This is a genomic window from Neptunicoccus cionae, assembly GCF_002860325.1.
Lineage (GTDB): Bacteria > Pseudomonadota > Alphaproteobacteria > Rhodobacterales > Rhodobacteraceae > Amylibacter > Amylibacter lutimaris.
Genome location: NZ_PKOJ01000004.1, coordinates 142693 through 158158, shown reverse-complemented (window position 1 = coordinate 158158; position 15466 = coordinate 142693). Strand labels below are relative to the sequence as shown.

Annotated in this window: 16 protein-coding genes; 3 read left to right on the top strand and 13 right to left on the bottom strand. The window is 57.1% G+C overall.

The genetic code is table 11. The features are described 5' to 3' along the window. Nucleotides 1-12 precede the first annotated feature (12 nt). Genes C0U40_RS11475 through C0U40_RS11465 form a run of 3 tightly spaced genes read right to left on the bottom strand, consistent with a single transcriptional unit; the run spans nucleotide 13 to nucleotide 2098 of the window. Nucleotides 13-804 (bottom strand): metal ABC transporter permease, encoded by a 792-nt coding sequence (locus C0U40_RS11475; protein ID WP_101655928.1) that lies wholly within the window; start codon nucleotides 802-804, stop codon nucleotides 13-15. Next, complete coding sequence (locus C0U40_RS11470; protein ID WP_101655927.1) at nucleotides 804-1583, bottom strand: ATP-binding cassette domain-containing protein; 780 nt, start codon at nucleotides 1581-1583, stop codon at nucleotides 804-806. The genes C0U40_RS11475 and C0U40_RS11470 overlap by 1 nt, the downstream gene beginning before the upstream one ends. Further along, nucleotides 1580-2098: a Fur family transcriptional regulator gene (locus C0U40_RS11465; RefSeq protein WP_101655926.1), complete on the bottom strand. Its 519-nt coding sequence runs from the start codon at nucleotides 2096-2098 to the stop codon at nucleotides 1580-1582. The genes C0U40_RS11470 and C0U40_RS11465 overlap by 4 nt, the downstream gene beginning before the upstream one ends. A gap of 56 nt (nucleotides 2099-2154) precedes the next feature. Between C0U40_RS11465 and C0U40_RS11460 the strand changes: the two genes are divergently transcribed. Together C0U40_RS11460 and C0U40_RS11455 are read left to right on the top strand one after the other, a co-directional pair. Further along, complete coding sequence (locus C0U40_RS11460) at nucleotides 2155-3300, top strand: metal ABC transporter solute-binding protein, Zn/Mn family (RefSeq protein ID WP_101656124.1); 1146 nt, start codon at nucleotides 2155-2157, stop codon at nucleotides 3298-3300. A gap of 129 nt (nucleotides 3301-3429) precedes the next feature. Then, the gene (locus C0U40_RS11455; RefSeq protein ID WP_101655925.1) at nucleotides 3430-3879 is read left to right on the top strand and encodes an Lrp/AsnC family transcriptional regulator; all 450 of its coding nucleotides are present in this window, start codon (nucleotides 3430-3432) and stop codon (nucleotides 3877-3879) included. Here C0U40_RS11455 and C0U40_RS11450 read toward each other — a convergent pair. The 6 genes from C0U40_RS11450 to dctP all read right to left on the bottom strand — a co-directional run bounded on the left by C0U40_RS11450 (nucleotide 3876) and on the right by dctP (nucleotide 9914). Beyond that, nucleotides 3876-5312, bottom strand: coding sequence for an aminotransferase class V-fold PLP-dependent enzyme (locus C0U40_RS11450; RefSeq protein WP_101655924.1), 1437 nt, complete (start codon nucleotides 5310-5312; stop codon nucleotides 3876-3878). The two genes, C0U40_RS11455 and C0U40_RS11450, sit on opposite strands and share 4 nt — an antisense overlap. Before the next feature lie 118 nt (nucleotides 5313-5430). Then, the gene (locus C0U40_RS11445; RefSeq protein ID WP_101655923.1) at nucleotides 5431-6615 is read right to left on the bottom strand and encodes a cytochrome P450; all 1185 of its coding nucleotides are present in this window, start codon (nucleotides 6613-6615) and stop codon (nucleotides 5431-5433) included. Nucleotides 6616-6650: 35 nt separating this feature from the next. Continuing rightward, nucleotides 6651-7055, bottom strand: coding sequence for an OsmC family protein (locus C0U40_RS11440; protein WP_101655922.1), 405 nt, complete (start codon nucleotides 7053-7055; stop codon nucleotides 6651-6653). 12 nt (nucleotides 7056-7067) lie between these two features. Next, the gene (locus C0U40_RS11435; RefSeq protein WP_101655921.1) at nucleotides 7068-8360 is read right to left on the bottom strand and encodes a TRAP transporter large permease; all 1293 of its coding nucleotides are present in this window, start codon (nucleotides 8358-8360) and stop codon (nucleotides 7068-7070) included. Continuing rightward, nucleotides 8360-8893, bottom strand: coding sequence for a TRAP transporter small permease (locus tag C0U40_RS11430; RefSeq protein ID WP_286134926.1), 534 nt, complete (start codon nucleotides 8891-8893; stop codon nucleotides 8360-8362). Before C0U40_RS11430 ends, C0U40_RS11435 begins: the two co-directional genes overlap by 1 nt. A gap of 10 nt (nucleotides 8894-8903) precedes the next feature. Further along, nucleotides 8904-9914, bottom strand: a complete 1011-nt coding sequence (gene dctP, locus C0U40_RS11425) for a TRAP transporter substrate-binding protein DctP (protein WP_101655919.1) — start codon at nucleotides 9912-9914, stop codon at nucleotides 8904-8906. Nucleotides 9915-10239: 325 nt separating this feature from the next. Here dctP and C0U40_RS11420 point away from each other — a divergent pair, with 325 nt between their 5' ends. Then, nucleotides 10240-11313: a serine hydrolase domain-containing protein gene (locus tag C0U40_RS11420; RefSeq protein WP_101655918.1), complete on the top strand. Its 1074-nt coding sequence runs from the start codon at nucleotides 10240-10242 to the stop codon at nucleotides 11311-11313. A 16-nt stretch (nucleotides 11314-11329) separates the two neighbouring features. Here C0U40_RS11420 and C0U40_RS11415 read toward each other — a convergent pair whose 3' ends face one another. From C0U40_RS11415 to mtnK, 4 genes are read right to left on the bottom strand one after another with little or no spacing between them, the layout of a single operon-like run. Further along, entirely contained in the window at nucleotides 11330-11989 is a 660-nt protein-coding gene (locus tag C0U40_RS11415; RefSeq protein ID WP_101655917.1) for a class II aldolase/adducin family protein, read from the bottom strand. Then, a complete protein-coding gene (locus tag C0U40_RS11410; protein ID WP_101655916.1) occupies nucleotides 11986-12981 on the bottom strand; it encodes a sugar-binding transcriptional regulator in 996 nt (331 codons plus the stop codon). The genes C0U40_RS11415 and C0U40_RS11410 overlap by 4 nt, the downstream gene beginning before the upstream one ends. A 2-nt stretch (nucleotides 12982-12983) precedes the next feature. Then, entirely contained in the window at nucleotides 12984-14081 is a 1098-nt protein-coding gene (mtnA, locus tag C0U40_RS11405; RefSeq protein ID WP_101655915.1) for an S-methyl-5-thioribose-1-phosphate isomerase, read from the bottom strand. Continuing rightward, complete coding sequence (gene mtnK / locus C0U40_RS11400; RefSeq protein WP_101655914.1) at nucleotides 14078-15334, bottom strand: S-methyl-5-thioribose kinase; 1257 nt, start codon at nucleotides 15332-15334, stop codon at nucleotides 14078-14080. Before mtnK ends, mtnA begins: the two co-directional genes overlap by 4 nt. Nucleotides 15335-15466: the final 132 nt, after the last annotated feature.

Sequence of the window (15466 nt, the reverse complement as noted above, 5' to 3'; positions counted from 1 at the left end):
GCAGGCAACTATTCAGGATCTGAGAAAAGGGCGCAGCAGGCTGGTCAGGCTAAACAGTATGGCGGCCACGCACACGATTGTCGGGCCAGCTGGCGTATCAAGTGCAAAAGCCGCCTGCATCCCGATTACCGCCGAAGCCCCCCCTGTGAGCGCGGCTGCAAAAGCCATTTGTTCAGGGGTTCTCGCCAACGGGCGGGCTGCTGCGGCCGGAATGATCAACATGGCAGCAATCAACAGCGCGCCCACTACCTTGATGGCAACAGCAACCGTTACTGCCAAGGACAGGGTCAGGATCAACTGCTCCCGCTTGGGGTCAATGCCACTCGCATAGGCGAGTTCCTCGCTCAGTGTGGCTGTGAGCAGGGCAGACCAGCGCCAGGCAATCAGGCCGACCACCACCAGCGCGCCCCCCCAGATCACCAGCAGGTCACCTCGGGAAACTGCCAGAATGTCGCCAAACAGGTAAGCCATCAGATCAATCCGGATGCCAGACAGGAAGGACACAGCTACCAGTCCGAAAGCCAGTGCAGAATGTGCGAGCACGCCCAGAAGCGTATCCATACCAAAACCGCGCCCCGCCAGCACCGTCACGGTCAGTGCCATTCCAAGGGCGACTGCCATTGCCCCCGCAAAGATGGACATTTGCAGCGCCAGTGACAGGGCCACCCCCAAAATCGCTGCGTGGGCAGTCGCATCACCGAAATAGGCCATGCGGCGCCAGACAACAAAACTGCCCAAAGGGGCAGCAGCACAGGCCACGCCAACGCCGGCAAGTGCGGCGCGTGTCATAAAATCATCGAGCATTATTCGGCGGCCTCTGTCGGTGTCTGTTCATTCTGGTGGTTGTGCACATGGTCGTGGTCGCAATTTTCGTCATGCGCGTGGTCGTGATCATGGCGGTATAGTGCCAGCGCCCCGCCGGTACCTGTTCCAAACAACGCGCGATATTCTGGCGCGGCCGAGACGATTTCCGGTGTGCCCTCGCAACATACGTGACCGTTAAGGCAGATTACCCTGTCAGAGGCGCTCATCACCACATGAAGTTCGTGGCTGATCATCACCACCGCACAGCCGGTGTCCCGGCGGACCTCTTCGATTTGGCGGTAGAACGCGGCAGAACCGGGTTGGTCCAGTCCTTGGGTGGCCTCATCCAGCAACAACAGGTCCGGAGTGTTGATAAGGGCGCGGGCCAGCAGAACCCGCTGTAACTGGCCCCCTGACAAAGCGGACATCTGGCGGTTCGTCAGGTCGGGAACACCTGCACGTTCCAGGGCAGCGGCGCAGGCTTTCCGGTCTGCCTTGTTGTTTGGCAGACGCAGGAACCGGTCAACAGTGATTGGCAGCGTCGGATCGATGTGCAGTTTCTGGGGGACGTAGCCGATCCGCAGGCCGGGTTTTTGATGAATTCGTCCTGTGGAAGGTCGCACCGCCCCGATCAGGGTGCGCAACAGGGTGGTCTTCCCCGACCCGTTCGGCCCGACAATGGTAACGATTTCTTTCGGGGTGACGGCGAACGATACATTGCGCAACACCGTATTCGCGCCGTAGCCGACGCTAACATTTTCGACAGATACAAGGCTCATGCAGGGTCTTTCTCAACGCAGGACGGGCATATGCCTTCGGCTTCCACTACGGTGCGTTCGATCTGAAATCCGGCTGCACGTGCAGCATCACCAAGGGACCCCCGCGCCGGTGTTGATTTCGCCTCGGCCACGGACTGGCACAATCGGCAGATCATAAAGGCCGGCGTGTGGTTTGCGCCGGGGTGGGCGCAAGCGATGAATGCGTTCAGTTGCTCGATCTTGTGGGCAAAGCCGTTCGCAACAAGGAATTCCAGCGCACGGTAGGCAACAGGGGGTTGTGACCCGAATCCTGCATCGCGCAAACGGTCGAGCATTTCATAGGCACCAAGCGCGCGGTGTTCCTGCAAAAGTATCTCCAAGGACTTGCGGCGGGCGGGAGTAAATCGCAGTCCCTTCTCGGCGCAATGGGTCTCTGCCGCAGCCACAGCCTCGTTGATGCAGTGACTGTGATCATGGTTTTTGAACCCGACCGTTTCCGAACCAATCGTGTTTTTTTGCGGCACCGCACTTGTCATGTTATTACATTTCCACTACTCGACTTGTAATGTAATAAAATCACATGGAGCCGCCGATGTCCAGAAACCTCTTTCCCCTTGTCCTGACTGCTTTGATACCCGCAGGTGCAGCATTTGCCGATGTACCCAATGTGGCAGTTGATATTGCGCCGGTTCATTCCCTTGTGACGCGGGTTATGGAAGGCGTCGGCACACCGGCCCTGATCGTCACCCCCGGGGCGAGCCCCCATGAATATAGTCTCCGGCCCTCTCAGGCACGGGCCTTGCAAGAGGCCGATGTCGTGTTTTGGGTCAGCCGGGGAATGACGCCGTGGATGGAAGACGGGGTGAAAACTCTGGCAACGGATGCCGCCGTGGTAGAGCTTCTGGAAACAGAAGGGACGCTGCAATTGCCGTTTCGTCAAAGCGCTCTCTTCTCTCATGATCACGGGGAAGAAATGGGGCATGGCGGCCATGACGGGCATGATAATCACGACCACGATGCCAAAGAACACGAGCATGATCAAGATGACCACGCCGAACATGAGCATGATCATGAAGAGCATGGTGAACACGATGATCACGCGGGCCATGATCATGAAAACCATGCTGACCATGACCACGAAGAGGCTCACAAGGATCATGAAGGGCATGACCACGAAGAAGGTCATGACGACCACGCAGAAGGTGGCCACGACGGGCACGCGCACGGTGATGAAGACCCCCATGCATGGCTTTCCATCGAGAACGGCGCCCATTGGCTGGACGTGATTGCGGCGCGCCTGTCAGAAGTCGATCCCGAAAACGCAGGCGCTTATCAAGCAAATGCGCAAGAAGGGCAGGCGGAACTTGACGCGCTCAAAGCCGAAATTTCCGGCATCCTCGAACCGGTGCGGGGCCGTAATTTTATCGTCTTCCATGATGCCTACCAGTACTTTGAAAAGTCTTTCGAATTTCCCGCTTCCGGTGCCATTTCCCTGTCGGATGCATCCGATCCCAGTCCTGCCCGCATTACAGAGGTACAAAACCGCGTTGCTGAACAAAACGTAACTTGTGTGCTGAGCGAACCCCAGTTCAACCCTGGTATAATTCGTGCTGTGATGGACGGCTCCGAGGCAAAAACCGGCGTGCTTGACCCGCTCGGCGCGGATCTGGAACCCGGCGCTGCCCTTTACCCTGATGTGCTGCGCAACCTTGCCAAAGCTCTGGCGGGCTGCCTGTGACCGGCGGATTGCGCTGCTGGTGATTTCCTCCGGCGGCGCAACATACCTTGCAAAAATTTATGTCTCTTAAAATAAATGACCCGACAATCTGGTCATTTTGTGTATAAAGCCCTGAAAAAGGGGCGTGCCATGGATCATATTGACCAGAAAATACTGCAAAAGCTGCAAGAAGACTCTTCTATTCCGCAACGGGAACTGGCGGATCAAATCGGCCTGTCGCAAAACGCCTGCTGGCGGCGCATCAAGGCGATGAAGGATTCAGGGGTGATCGTCGGGGAAACTGTACGGCTTGATCCGGCCAAGCTGGGCATGGGTTTGACGGTGTTTGTGATGCTGAAAACGCGGCAACACTCGGTTACCTGGCTGCAGGATTTTCGCCGGCGCGTGCTTTTGATCCCCAACGTGGTTGATTTCTTCCGGATCGCCGGAGAGTACGACTATATGCTAAAGGTCGTTGCTTCGGATATTTCCGATTTTGATCGGGTGTATCAGAAGCTTATCGTGGACGAGGCGCTCGAATCCGTCACCTCGCTGATCACAATGGAAGCCATCGCCAACAACCGCGCCTTACCGCTCTAGGCAACGGCAAGGCTGTCCGGTTTGATAGAGAAGCGTGCGGTCGCGGCATCGACGGTATAGTGCTGTTCCAGTTCTTCCAGACGGGTGGTTAATTCGTTCACACTGTCCAGAACATAGCGGACTTGCGCGTCATCCATCAGATAGCTGAAGTTCAACCGTACCCAGCCGGGCTTGCGCATTTCCTTACCCGCTCGCAGATCGTTGAACAGGCTTTGTGATTCCGCTTGCGCGATTTTCAACAGACGATGTCCGTAAGGACCGGCACAGGCACAGCCGCCACGGGTCTGGATGCCGTAAACGTCGCTAAGCATTCGGGTGAACAACTGGTGGTGAAACGGGGTGCCATCTGCGCGGCGCACGAGGAAGGAAAAGATCGGCAGACGCTCTTGCTGGTCAGCGGCCAGCAGGGACAATTGCGGATTGTCGCGCCACCCGTCAAAGGCCATACGGTTCAGTTCCGCTTCCCGCCGTGTGATGAAATCCTGCCCGATGGCATCTTTTACCATAAAGGCCAGAGCCGCGCGAATGTCGCCAATCACGTTGGGGGTTCCGGCTTCCTCCCGTGCGCTGATGCTGGAGGAATAGGCGTGCTCCCACGGGGAAACAAAGGTCACAGTGCCGCCACCTGGCCAAGTGGGGGTGTCCCGTACAACGGATGTATCCCGCACGATCAGAACACCGCTGCCCCCCGGTCCGCCGGGAAATTTGTGGGTGGAAACAACCACCGCGTCGATCAAACACTCCGCCGTGCTGTTCATATCAATCGGAAGATAAGGCCCACCGCCTGCATAATCCCAAACCGACAAAGCGCCGTGGGCTTTTAACAAACGGGTGGTTTCTACAGGGTCGGTCACAATGCCCGTGACGTTACTTGCGGCAGAGAAACTGCCGATTTTAAGATCCGCATCGCCGCGGGCCAGCAGTTCTGCCTCTAGCACCGCCAGATCCGGTCCACCCTGCGCGGTTTCCGGGATTTCCACGATTTCGGCATTGCTCTCGCGCCACGGCAGCAGATTGGAGTGATGTTCATAAGGCCCAACAAACGCCACCGCTTTTTTTGCGGTATTCACCCCGAAAAGGGACACCAACCGGTTCAATCCAGCGGTCGCGCCGGAACCGGTAAAGATCACGCTACAATTGTCTGCATGGGTCAGCCGCGCAATTTCGGCCCGCGCTTCAGCGCGCAAACGGGTCATGTAGGCGCCGCAATAGGACGCCTCGGTGTGGGAGTTGGCGTAATAGGGCAGGACGTGATCGCGGATGTAATCCTCTACCGGCGCGAGCGCGCGTCCCGATGCCACGTAATCTGCATAAACCAGCGATACATCCGCGAACAGGCCGGGAATTTTTATGCCATCCCCGATCACGCTGTCACGCAGTTTGGCGACCAGATCGTCGCAGTTCAGGGCATCGCGGAATGTAGATAAGGACATGGGGCACCTCTTTTGGGTAAAATACCCAAGCATTTGGCGAAGTTTGACCCAAATACACCGCGCCGACGGGCTATCTATGTGTCATCCATTGATTGGAGAGGCTAGATGTCGATCAAATCTACAGTTGCACTGGCAGGGAGGTCGGGCCTCTGAAACCAAAGCCGCGGAATTCTACCTTTTTCCCGGCAACAGGATGCATCTGAGGGAAGCGATCAAACAGCGCCGGAAGAACCGATCTGCTGATAAACTGGCGATAGATGTCCCCGCCCATGCAGCGGTGTGGCCCCAGTCCGAAGGTCTGGTTCGCAGGGCCTGTGCGGTGAATGTCGAAACGCTCCGGTTCGTGCCAGTAATCCTCATCATAATTGGCAGAGGACTGACTGACGAGGACGGTTTCACCGGCGGGCAGGGTGACGCCGCGCAGGGTGTAATCCCTTAGTACGATGCGCGGGCTGGTCTGGATCGGCGCGACCCAGCGCAAGCCCTCTTCGGTCGCCAGATCCCAGTGGCCGGTTTCCTGACAATAGCGGATCTGATCAGGGTTTTCCAGCAGGCCGTGTAATGTGCTGAGCAGCGCATCGCGGGTTTCTACCACCGCCCCGCCAATGCAGATTTTCATATTGGTGCGGATCTGGCTGCGCGGTAGCGTATCCCGCGCATTGGCCATGACCGCCAGCACCGAAGGATTGGGATCGGCACGGTGCTGTTCGATCATCCGGTCAAAACAGGCGTTCATCTCGTCGTTGGCCCGATCACTGACCGCGAACACATCTTCAGAGAAACCGGCGTTCATCGCCCCTGTGATCAGCGCATTGGCCCAGTCAAACAACTGCCCGTCCGGTTCCGGTTCAATACCAAGAACCTGTTTCAGAAACGCCACCGTCATGGGCACGGCAAGGGCGCTGCGCAGGTCTACGGTTTCCCCTTGCGGCAGCGCGCCTACCGACTGCTGTGCGATTTTATCAAAGACGCCTTGCCAGTGGCTGCGCGCGGCGGAAATGCGGAAGGTTTCCGTCATTGCGGCGCGTTCCACCTGGTGGGCCTCGCCGTCCTTGCGCATCAAAGTATGCCCGCCAAAGGCCCGCTGCATCGGCGTTGTTGTATCGCTGGAGCCGAAATGCTGCGTATCGGTTTTCGCAAGATAAGTGTCATCCGCCTTGGTCAGGATAATGCGGTCGATTGAGGCAATCCGCGCGATGGGCATATCACGGCGCAACCGCCGATAAACCGATTGGGGATCACGGTCGAGCATTTCTGGCGTGGTCGTTGTGTCAATCGGGACAGTTTGGTTGACTTGTGTCAAAGGCGGCCTCTGGTCTTAGAAAGGGCAGGTTTGGTTTATCCTGCGTCTAATACGATCTCGACAGTGGTGGTCAGGGAATTGCTGACGGTGCAAACGGATTTTGCCTGTTTGACGATCTTCTCTGCAAGCTGTGCATCATCTACAATCTCGCCCTGAACGGTAATCGTCGCGGTTTCCACGCGTCCGGGTAAGTCGATGGATTTTAACCCTTCTACTTTCACCTGAAACGGCTGCGGAGTGACCTTCTGCTGGTCTGCCGCCCATTGCACGGACTTCACAATGCAGGAACCGAGCGAAGCGAGCATTGTATCCACCGGAGAATTCACCGGCGGGTAGGGCGTGGCATTTGTCACATCTTTGTACGCATATTGAAACGCGTCACTACCATCAAAGATGACAAAAACAGGGCCAAAGGGTTTCGGTTTCATTTTCAAAGCCATGAGTAGGTCTTTCTAAAACAACAGGTCGGGAAGGAAGAGTGCGAGCACCGGAAACAGGGTCAGGATGAAGATCATGAACAGGTGGATAATCCAGTAAGGCACGGTAGCAATGGCAACGCGGCCAAGACTGACCTGCCCGTTGGTGAGCGCGCTTAGCACTGACAGGTTCAGCCCCACAGGCGGGGTTATCTGGCCGATTTCGATCACAATCGTAATCACGACGCCAATCCAGATGGCATCAAAGCCAAGACCGGTCAAAAGCGGGAACACCACAGGCAGGGTCATGATCATCAGGGACAGGCCGTCAAAGAAACAGCCGAGAATAAGATAAACCAGCACGACGATCAGCAGAACGCTATAAGTGCCCAGCCCGCTATCCGCCACAGTGGCCAGAATCTGCTGGGGGATGCCCAGAACGCTGACCGATTGGGCGAGGATTGTGGCGCCAAGCACCAGAAACCCGACCGACGTAAACAGCAAAACCGACTGATAAACTGCTTCGATCAGTTTTCCGAACGTCAGATCGCCCCAGATGGACGAGATGATCACCGCAAGGACAACGCCCACACCGGCGGCTTCGGTGGGGGTGGCAAGTCCGGCAACTATGCTGCCGATCACCGCGAAGATCAGCGCCAGCAGCGGCCAGATCTGGCGGAAGCCGCGCAGTGCCAGCCAAAACCCCACAGGAGTGTCATCCCGCGGTGCGATATGGGGATTGCGGATGCTTTTCACCAGCAGATAAGCCATGAACAGCAGACCGGCGAGCAGGCCCGGAATGATGCCCGCCGCGAACAGACGCCCGATTGAGGTTTCAGTCAGCGCACCGTAAATCAGGAACGACAGGCTTGGCGGGATCAGCAGGCCAAGGGTGCCGCCCCCTGCCAGACTGCCAGTGATGGTGTCCTTGTCATATCCCCGCTTTGTCATTTCCGGATAGGCGACAAGCCCGACGGATGCGGCGGTCGACAGGCTCGACCCGCTGACTGCGCCAAACAAGGTGCAGACGGCGATATTGGTGTGCAACAATCCACCCGGCACCCTGCGGAACAGCGGTGAAAACGCGGCATATGCTTTCTGGCTGATGCCGCTGCGCAGCAGGATTTCCCCAAGCAGGATGAACATCGGCACTGCGCTAAGCGTAAAGGAATTGAACACATTCCAGATCGCGTCAATCGCCAGCGATGTAGCGCCGTTCGAGAAGAAGTGCAGGATGGTCAGGCCGGTCAGGCCAAGGGCCACGCCCAAAGCCACGCCGGTGCTGGCGGTGGCCAGAAGCCCGCCGATCAAGGTAAGCCAGAAAGACATCAGTGTGCTGATCCGCTAATGGGGTGGTCGGGGTCGGACTTTGGTATCCGGTCAATAATTCCGAACAACCGCGCCACGAAAATAACCAGCGTCAGAAACAGGGACAGCGGCATTAGCGCCATCCATGGGTACAACAAAATCCGCGAGGTTTCGGTTTTGAGGCTGCGTTTGAACGCAAATTCGAACCACGGGATCGTCTCGTAGATGAGCCATGAAAAGAACACGATGCCAACCAGCAGGGCGGCGATCTGGATGCCGGTCTGCAGGGAGCCTTTCAGCCGGTCTGCCAGTAGCGCAACCCGCACGTGTTTCGCTTTCAACGTCACCATGGGAAGGCCCAGAAACAGCGAAACGCTCAGCAACAGCCCGACCACTTCTTCGGTGATATGAACCGGCGAATTGGCAAACTTGCGCATCAGGACGGAGTACATGATGATGCCCACGATAGACACCATCCCGAGTGCAGCCGTACTGGCACAGGCAAGGGCCAAACCGTTCAGCCCCTGCGCAATAATGTGTTTGATCTTCTGCATCAGTCCGGACTTAGCGACCCAGAGCTTTCAGAACCCGTTCGCGGTAGGCAGGGGCATTGCCACCGGCTTCCTCGGCCAGCATTGCCCATGTTTCGGTCACGGAGGAGACGAACAACTCGCGGTCCGCATCAGAGAAATCCTCGGCCCATGTTACGCCTTGCTCGGCCAGCTTTTCACGGGCCTCCATTTCGCGGGCCTGATCGTCTTCGTACTGGTTTGTACGGTTCCAAAGATCGTCTGCGGCTTTGGTAATGGCGGATTTGATGTTTTCGTCAGTCTCTTCCCAACGGTCGGTGGCCACACCGATCACATAGGGACCGGATGCCATCGGGTAGAGAAACGCCGCGTGGCTTGCCACTTCCTGCAGGGAAACGGTGTGGGCATAAAGCGCGGGATACAGCGCACAATCCACAACGCCGGTTTTCATCGCCACATACATTTCTTCCTGCGGAATAATTTGTGCAGCAACACCAAGACGGGTGAAGGTTTCCACCTGATCCCGTGCCCAAACCCGCAGTTTCTTTGACTTCAGGTCTTCGATGGTGCGCACAGGTTCATCACGGCAGAAAACGGAAACCGAAAGCATCGGAATGGCGACATAGCCGACAGAGGTCACATCCCAGTCAGCGAATTCCTCTTCATAGATTTCCTGAACGGCCGGAATCGCTTTTTCAAATTCGTCGATAGATCCGATAGTGCCTTGCACGACAACGGAACTCAGCGCGGGTGCATCGCGGCCCAGATAATTCGCCCACATCAGGCTCATCTCAACCGCGCCTTTGGGAAGGAAGCGCAGCGTGTCGGTGTTGGGCAGGCCAAGGGAACCGCCGCTGTAAAGCTTGAGTTCGAAATCGCCTTCAACAGTGGCGTTAACGTCTTTAACGAACTGCTCGATCTCGGCCGTTTCGGGGCGGGTTTCCGGAAGGAAGTTGTTCAGCCGCCATTCTTCCGCGCTGACCCCTGACAGGGATGTCCCGAGAGCCGTCACACCAAGTGCGAGCGTTTGAATCAGTTTTTTCATCTTTTTTCTCCTGTTGAGGCTGTGTCAGCGCATTAGCGAAAACCCTACTGGCGCTCACGTCAAATTTTAATCCAAAACCTATCGGTTTTTTTGTGTTTGTAACAGGTTATGAACCAAGAGTCGGGGAGAAATCAAAATATTAACCACAGGTTTTCGCGGATTGACGTGGAGAAATTTTAAGAGTGCCAAGGCTGCGCGCAACCATAGGTAAATTCGCATCTGCCCAACTTCTCCTCTATTGGTAAGGGAACGCAGTTGCACCGCCGCAGCGGTGCCATATCATGCCAGCGAAAACGACCTAAATAACAAGACCAAAGGCTTTGCCATGACACTTCCGAATACGATCCCTGCTCTCCAAGGTGTGGTCGATTTTGCTCTCTCGCACGAAACCGGCTGGCCGCGCAGCATGTTTCATGAAAACGGTGCATATGCCGGCAGCTATGAATGGAAGGAAACCGGACCATGGGCCGAAGTTGTTGGTCCTGTAACGGCACGGGGTGGTCCGGCTGGGGTGATCCTGCATCACGGCGAAACAGTAGCCGAATGGGGTGATCCCGACCGGCCTGACATGACGTTTTCCATTGCCAAAAGCTATCTGTCGGTGCTGGCCGGTCTGGCAGTCAAAGATGGCTTGATCGCAGATCTGGATGAACCGATCAGCCGGACCGTTGACGGGCCGCATTTTTCCTCTGACCAGAATGCGGGCATCACGTGGCGGCATATGTTGCAGATGAACAGCGAATGGCGCGGTGTGTTGTTTGGCAAGGACGACCAGATCGACCATAATCGGGAAATCGGCCCGAGTGGTGATAACAACCGCAAGGGACAGTTACGCACAGTGGGTGCGCCGGGCAGTCACTATGAATACAACGATGTGCGTGTGAACGCGCTGGCTTATGCGCTATTGCGCAGGTTCAAGCGGCCGCTGCCGCAAGTTCTGAAAGAGCGGATCATGGACCCGATCGGCGCGTCAGACACCTGGCGCTGGGACGGATATTCAACCTCCTGGATCGATCTCGACGGGCAGCAGGTGCAGTCTGTGACAGGGGGCGGCCATTGGGGTGGCGGCATGGTGATCAGTTCCAGAGATCACGCGCGTTTCGGTTTGTTCATCAGCCGGAATGGTAATTGGGAGGGACAACAGATCCTGCCTGAAGACTGGATGGCACAGTCGTTGACGCCAAGTCCGACGCTGGAAAAATACGGTTTCCTTTGGTGGCTGAACCGAGGGCCGGACGCCAATCCCAAACTGCCGGAAAACGCCTATAACGCCTTGGGGGCGGGAGGGAACGCGATCTGGATCAGTCCTGATGATGGTATCGTTGCGGTGATGCGCTGGCTGAATTCTGCATACCAGCCGGAGTTTCTGGAGAAGCTGGTTGAAGCGATCCGCACCTGAGCCTGTGGCGCGGGTTTCAGTCCATGTCTTTGGGACCGTAGTTCCCGAAGGCGGCGACTACCTCTTCCATCTGGGCATCCGTCAGTATTTCGGGTGTTCCGGTGGACAGGGCCAGTAGATAGACACGCGCCAGATTGTCCAGTTCTTCCATCCGCCAGAGCGCACGATCAAGGGACTCTCCCGCCACGACCGCGCCGTGATTGGCCATGATGCAAGCGGTCCTTTTTGACATTGCATCAGCAACCATTCGGGCAAGTTCATCACTTCCAAACAATGCGTAATCCACCAGCGGTACATCGTTCCCCCCAAAAGCCGCGATCATATAATGGCAGGCGGGGATCGGGCGGCGTTGTACGGCTATGGCGGTGGCGTGGACCGGATGGGCATGTACCACAGCCGTCACATCCGGCTTGCTGCGCAGGATCGACTGATGGAAACGCCACTCTGTCGAAGGCCGGATATCGCCTGACAGGTCCGGTTCGCCTTCAAGGGGCATGTAGCACAGCATGTTGGGCCGCATTTTTTCGTAAGGAACACCGGAGGGGGTAATCAGCATTCCGTCCCTGTAGCGCACCGAAATATTGCCCGAAGTGCCTTGGTTCAACCCGCTGTTTTTCATCCACAGGCACCCGTCTATGATGCTCTGGCGCAGGGCCGTGTCTTGTGCGGGGGTCATATTTTATCTTCCAGTAGTCTTTCGGCTGAGGCCGAGCATGTAATGAAATGCGTCACATAGTTGCCGCGAATGGCGGCTGCCGCCGCGCCGACGCGGTCCAGTCCTGCCGAGACAAGGATGCCCATGTCTTTGGCGCGCATCTGTTCGAGTGTGACGCCGATCAACCGGTCCTCGTTCGGTGCGGGCATGGGGGTGCCTTCATGGTCAATCACACGGCCGCAAATAACAGCCGCAGCCCCGTCCTTGCGCATCTGTGACAAGGTCGCTGCGTCCAGAAGACCTGTCATCGCGATGTGGCTGTCCGGATCGGTTGTTCCGGCGGCAAAGATGACCTTTTTGCAATCCGCCACCATTTGCAATTGCGCCGCCACCATCGGTTCGGCCTTCAGGTCTTCGCATAGTTGGGACGTGGATAGCATCAAGGGTACATGCAGGTTGGCACAATAGGCCCCGAACCGTTGCGCCAGCGTAGCAGCGCAGTTTTCGGCGGCGAAACCGATGTCGGACGGTTTGGAACCCAGCAGCTGAACGATGGTCAGATCCTCCATCATCAGTTTCGGAGCGATCTGCGCCAGCCGGTAAATGGTTTCCCCCCAAGCGATGCCCAGATGGTCCCCCGGTTCCAGCAGATGGGGTAGCCAGTCTGATGCAGCACGGATCACCCGCTCTGCCGAACGTTGCGCAGAGCTGCTGTCTTCGGGGACAACAAGCACATCCACCAGTCCGAATTTTTCACGCAACTCGGACGCCAGACGGTTGTTGCGAAATACATCGCTGTCCAGCGTGATCCGCACATAATCCCGGCGTCGTGCCTCTGCGAGGTAATTGACGACAGAGGCACGGCTGACATCGAGCCGCTTGGCGATTTCATTCTGGTTCAACCCGTCATGGAAATACAGCCAAGCGGTTTCGATGATAAGATCGTCCTGCCGCGAGCCGCGTCCGGCTGAATCAACGCCCGGACGCGCAGAGGAGGCAGAGGCGGGTGCCACTCTTAAGCGCCTGCCATTTCGGGGAACAATGCGGCGAGCCCTTCGGGTGTCGCCGCGCAAACACCGCGCTCTGTGATCAGACCAGTAACCAAGCGGTTCGGTGTCACGTCAAAAGCTGGGTTGCCCCCCGGCGTGCCTTCGGGCGTGACTTGAACCACCCCGATTGAGCCGTCTTCCATCGTCCCTTGGATATGGGTGGTCTCGCGCGGGCTGCGTTCTTCAATCGGGATTTCGGCAACGCCGTCATCCACTGTCCAGTCAATCGTCGGGGAAGGCAGGGCCACGTAAAAGGGAACGCCGTTGTCATGGGCCGCCAGCGCCTTCAGATAGGTTCCGATCTTGTTGCAGACATCGCCCCGCCGCGTGGTGCGGTCGGTGCCGACAATCACCATATCGACCTGTCCGTGCTGCATCAAATGGCCTCCGGCGTTATCTGTCACATAGGTATGTGGTACACCGTGGCTGCCCAATTCCCAAGAGGTCAATGCCCCTTGATTGCGCGGGCGGGTTTCATCGACCCAGACGTGCAACGGAATTCCCGCGTCATGAGCGTGGTACATCGGGCTGGTGGCGGTGCCCCAATCCACGGTCGCAATCCAGCCTGCGTTGCAATGGGTCAGCAGCCGGACAGGCTCTCCCGCCGGTTTTTTCGCTGCGATCTCCTGGATCAGTTTTAACCCGTGTTCCCCGATCTGACGGCAGATTTCCACGTCCTCGTCTGCGATGTCGTGGGCCAGTTGCAAAGCTGCTGCGGCCCGTTCGGCTTCGGGCAGCGGGCGCATGGCCTCGCGGCAGCGGTTCAATGCCCAGCGGAGGTTGATCGCTGTGGGGCGGGTTTCGTTCAACCGCTCCCATGCGGCATCCATATGGCTGTCCGACGGGTCCAGTTTCATTGCCAGCGCCATGCCATAGGCGGCGGTAGCCCCGATCAGGGGCGCGCCGCGCACGCGCATCTCTACAATTGCCGCCTCGAAATCTTCCAGCGTCTTCACCTGCTGGGTAATGAATTCGTAAGGCAGCGACCGCTGGTCGATGATTTCCAAAACCTCATCCTGTGCATTCCACCACAAAGAGCGGTAATGGGTGCCGTTTACTTTCATAGGATGTTCCTTGCGTTGATTGTGCGGGCCAGTGCGGTCAGTGCGCTGGCATCTTTCAGTGTGTCGGTGTTCAGCACCAGTTCCGCGCCCATATGGAGATTGCGGGCTTCCAATGGCGCGCGGACCGTTGTGTCCTCGATGGTTTCAAAATCCGCGTTATGGGCGAGAGACAGGCAGCGGCGGTGCATTTCTATGCCACAGAACCGAAGTGCATCCTGCCAGATGTTGGCCAGAACGCCGTCACAGGCGCTTGCAGAACTGTGGCCCTGATCTTCGAACAGGGATTTCGGAAACAACATGCCGGTGCGTTCCGTATTCCAGAGGTGGCGGAACTCGGCTTCAAAGCTGGACCATGTTTCGGTGATCACACTGAGGATCCAGTCCTGATAGCTGTCAAGATCGCTGTCCCTATGGGCGGGCTGGCTGAAATAGGCCATGAGGTAGTTTGCAGTCAGCATCCCGATATCAAACCCCATCGGCGCATATTGTGCAAACTCGGGATCAATTACGCGGATTTCTGTGTCCGTCGCCATGATGGAACCGGAATGCAGATCGCCGTGCACCATTGTTTCCGTGTTAGAGGCGAATTTCATCAGCATCACTTGCGCCATGCGCTTTAATTCTACGTTGTCGCGCAAATCCTTAATCACCGGTTCCAACCCCGGTGTGTAGTTGTTCATCTCCGCGTCGAAATAGGGATCGGTAAACACCAGCCCTTCGGTGATTGCCGGTATCTCCACATTACCCGCGAACAACCCGACATCAGCCTTTTTATCCGCCGATTTCATCGAAAGCTCGGAGCCGCGAAACGCCATGCGCGCGCAATGCTTGCCGCAGAATTGACCAAGCCCGTCCACTTTTTCACCGGCGATCAGCTTGTTGCGCAGGATCACATGGGGCGACAGGAACTCCATCACGATCAGTGCCTGCTCTTCGTCAAAGTGGTAAACCTCGGGCACCGATCCGGGGTCGCGGGCGGCCTGACGGGTCAGGGCGTGATACTCGAAATAGGCACGATAGAGCGGCAGCGGCCAGCTGTCCCCCACAAGGCGCACATAGGGCAGCGCCTGCTTAACGATGATGCTGCCCTGTTCGCTTTGCACGATGAAAACAAGGTTTAGATTGCCATCACCAACTTCCTTGACCTGCCAGTTCGAAGAATCAGATCCGATCCGTTCCGTGACGGCGGGAAGTGCGCCCAGCCGTGTCGAAAGTGTCTCTGGCGTGAGGGCCGTATAATTCGCGTTCTCCATCCCGAAGTCTCCCGTTATTCCTGCGGTGTTTATCGCGATGGGGAGCGATCTAGTCAATAGACAAATGATTTGACAACTGTTGAAATGCTTACTATCGAAGGGGCGCGCCCTTGTTGGGCGGACTAAAAAACA

Excerpts from the sequence above, each read along its gene's own strand:
- C0U40_RS11475 (WP_101655928.1), bottom strand. The coding sequence starts at position 804 with ATGCTCGATGATTTTATGACACGCGCCGCACTTGCCGGCGTTGGCGTG.
- C0U40_RS11470 (WP_101655927.1), bottom strand. The coding sequence starts at position 1,583 with ATGAGCCTTGTATCTGTCGAAAATGTTAGCGTCGGCTACGGCGCGAAT.
- C0U40_RS11465 (WP_101655926.1), bottom strand. The coding sequence starts at position 2,098 with ATGACAAGTGCGGTGCCGCAAAAAAACACGATTGGTTCGGAAACGGTC.
- C0U40_RS11460 (WP_101656124.1), top strand. The coding sequence starts at position 2,155 with ATGTCCAGAAACCTCTTTCCCCTTGTCCTGACTGCTTTGATACCCGCA.
- C0U40_RS11455 (WP_101655925.1), top strand. The coding sequence starts at position 3,430 with ATGGATCATATTGACCAGAAAATACTGCAAAAGCTGCAAGAAGACTCT.
- C0U40_RS11450 (WP_101655924.1), bottom strand. The coding sequence starts at position 5,312 with ATGTCCTTATCTACATTCCGCGATGCCCTGAACTGCGACGATCTGGTC.
- C0U40_RS11440 (WP_101655922.1), bottom strand. The coding sequence starts at position 7,055 with ATGGCTTTGAAAATGAAACCGAAACCCTTTGGCCCTGTTTTTGTCATC.
- C0U40_RS11435 (WP_101655921.1), bottom strand. The coding sequence starts at position 8,360 with ATGTCTTTCTGGCTTACCTTGATCGGCGGGCTTCTGGCCACCGCCAGC.
- C0U40_RS11430 (WP_286134926.1), bottom strand. The coding sequence starts at position 8,893 with ATGCAGAAGATCAAACACATTATTGCGCAGGGGCTGAACGGTTTGGCC.
- dctP (WP_101655919.1), bottom strand. The coding sequence starts at position 9,914 with ATGAAAAAACTGATTCAAACGCTCGCACTTGGTGTGACGGCTCTCGGG.
- C0U40_RS11420 (WP_101655918.1), top strand. The coding sequence starts at position 10,240 with ATGACACTTCCGAATACGATCCCTGCTCTCCAAGGTGTGGTCGATTTT.
- C0U40_RS11415 (WP_101655917.1), bottom strand. The coding sequence starts at position 11,989 with ATGACCCCCGCACAAGACACGGCCCTGCGCCAGAGCATCATAGACGGG.
- mtnA (WP_101655915.1), bottom strand. The coding sequence starts at position 14,081 with ATGAAAGTAAACGGCACCCATTACCGCTCTTTGTGGTGGAATGCACAG.
- mtnK (WP_101655914.1), bottom strand. The coding sequence starts at position 15,334 with ATGGAGAACGCGAATTATACGGCCCTCACGCCAGAGACACTTTCGACA.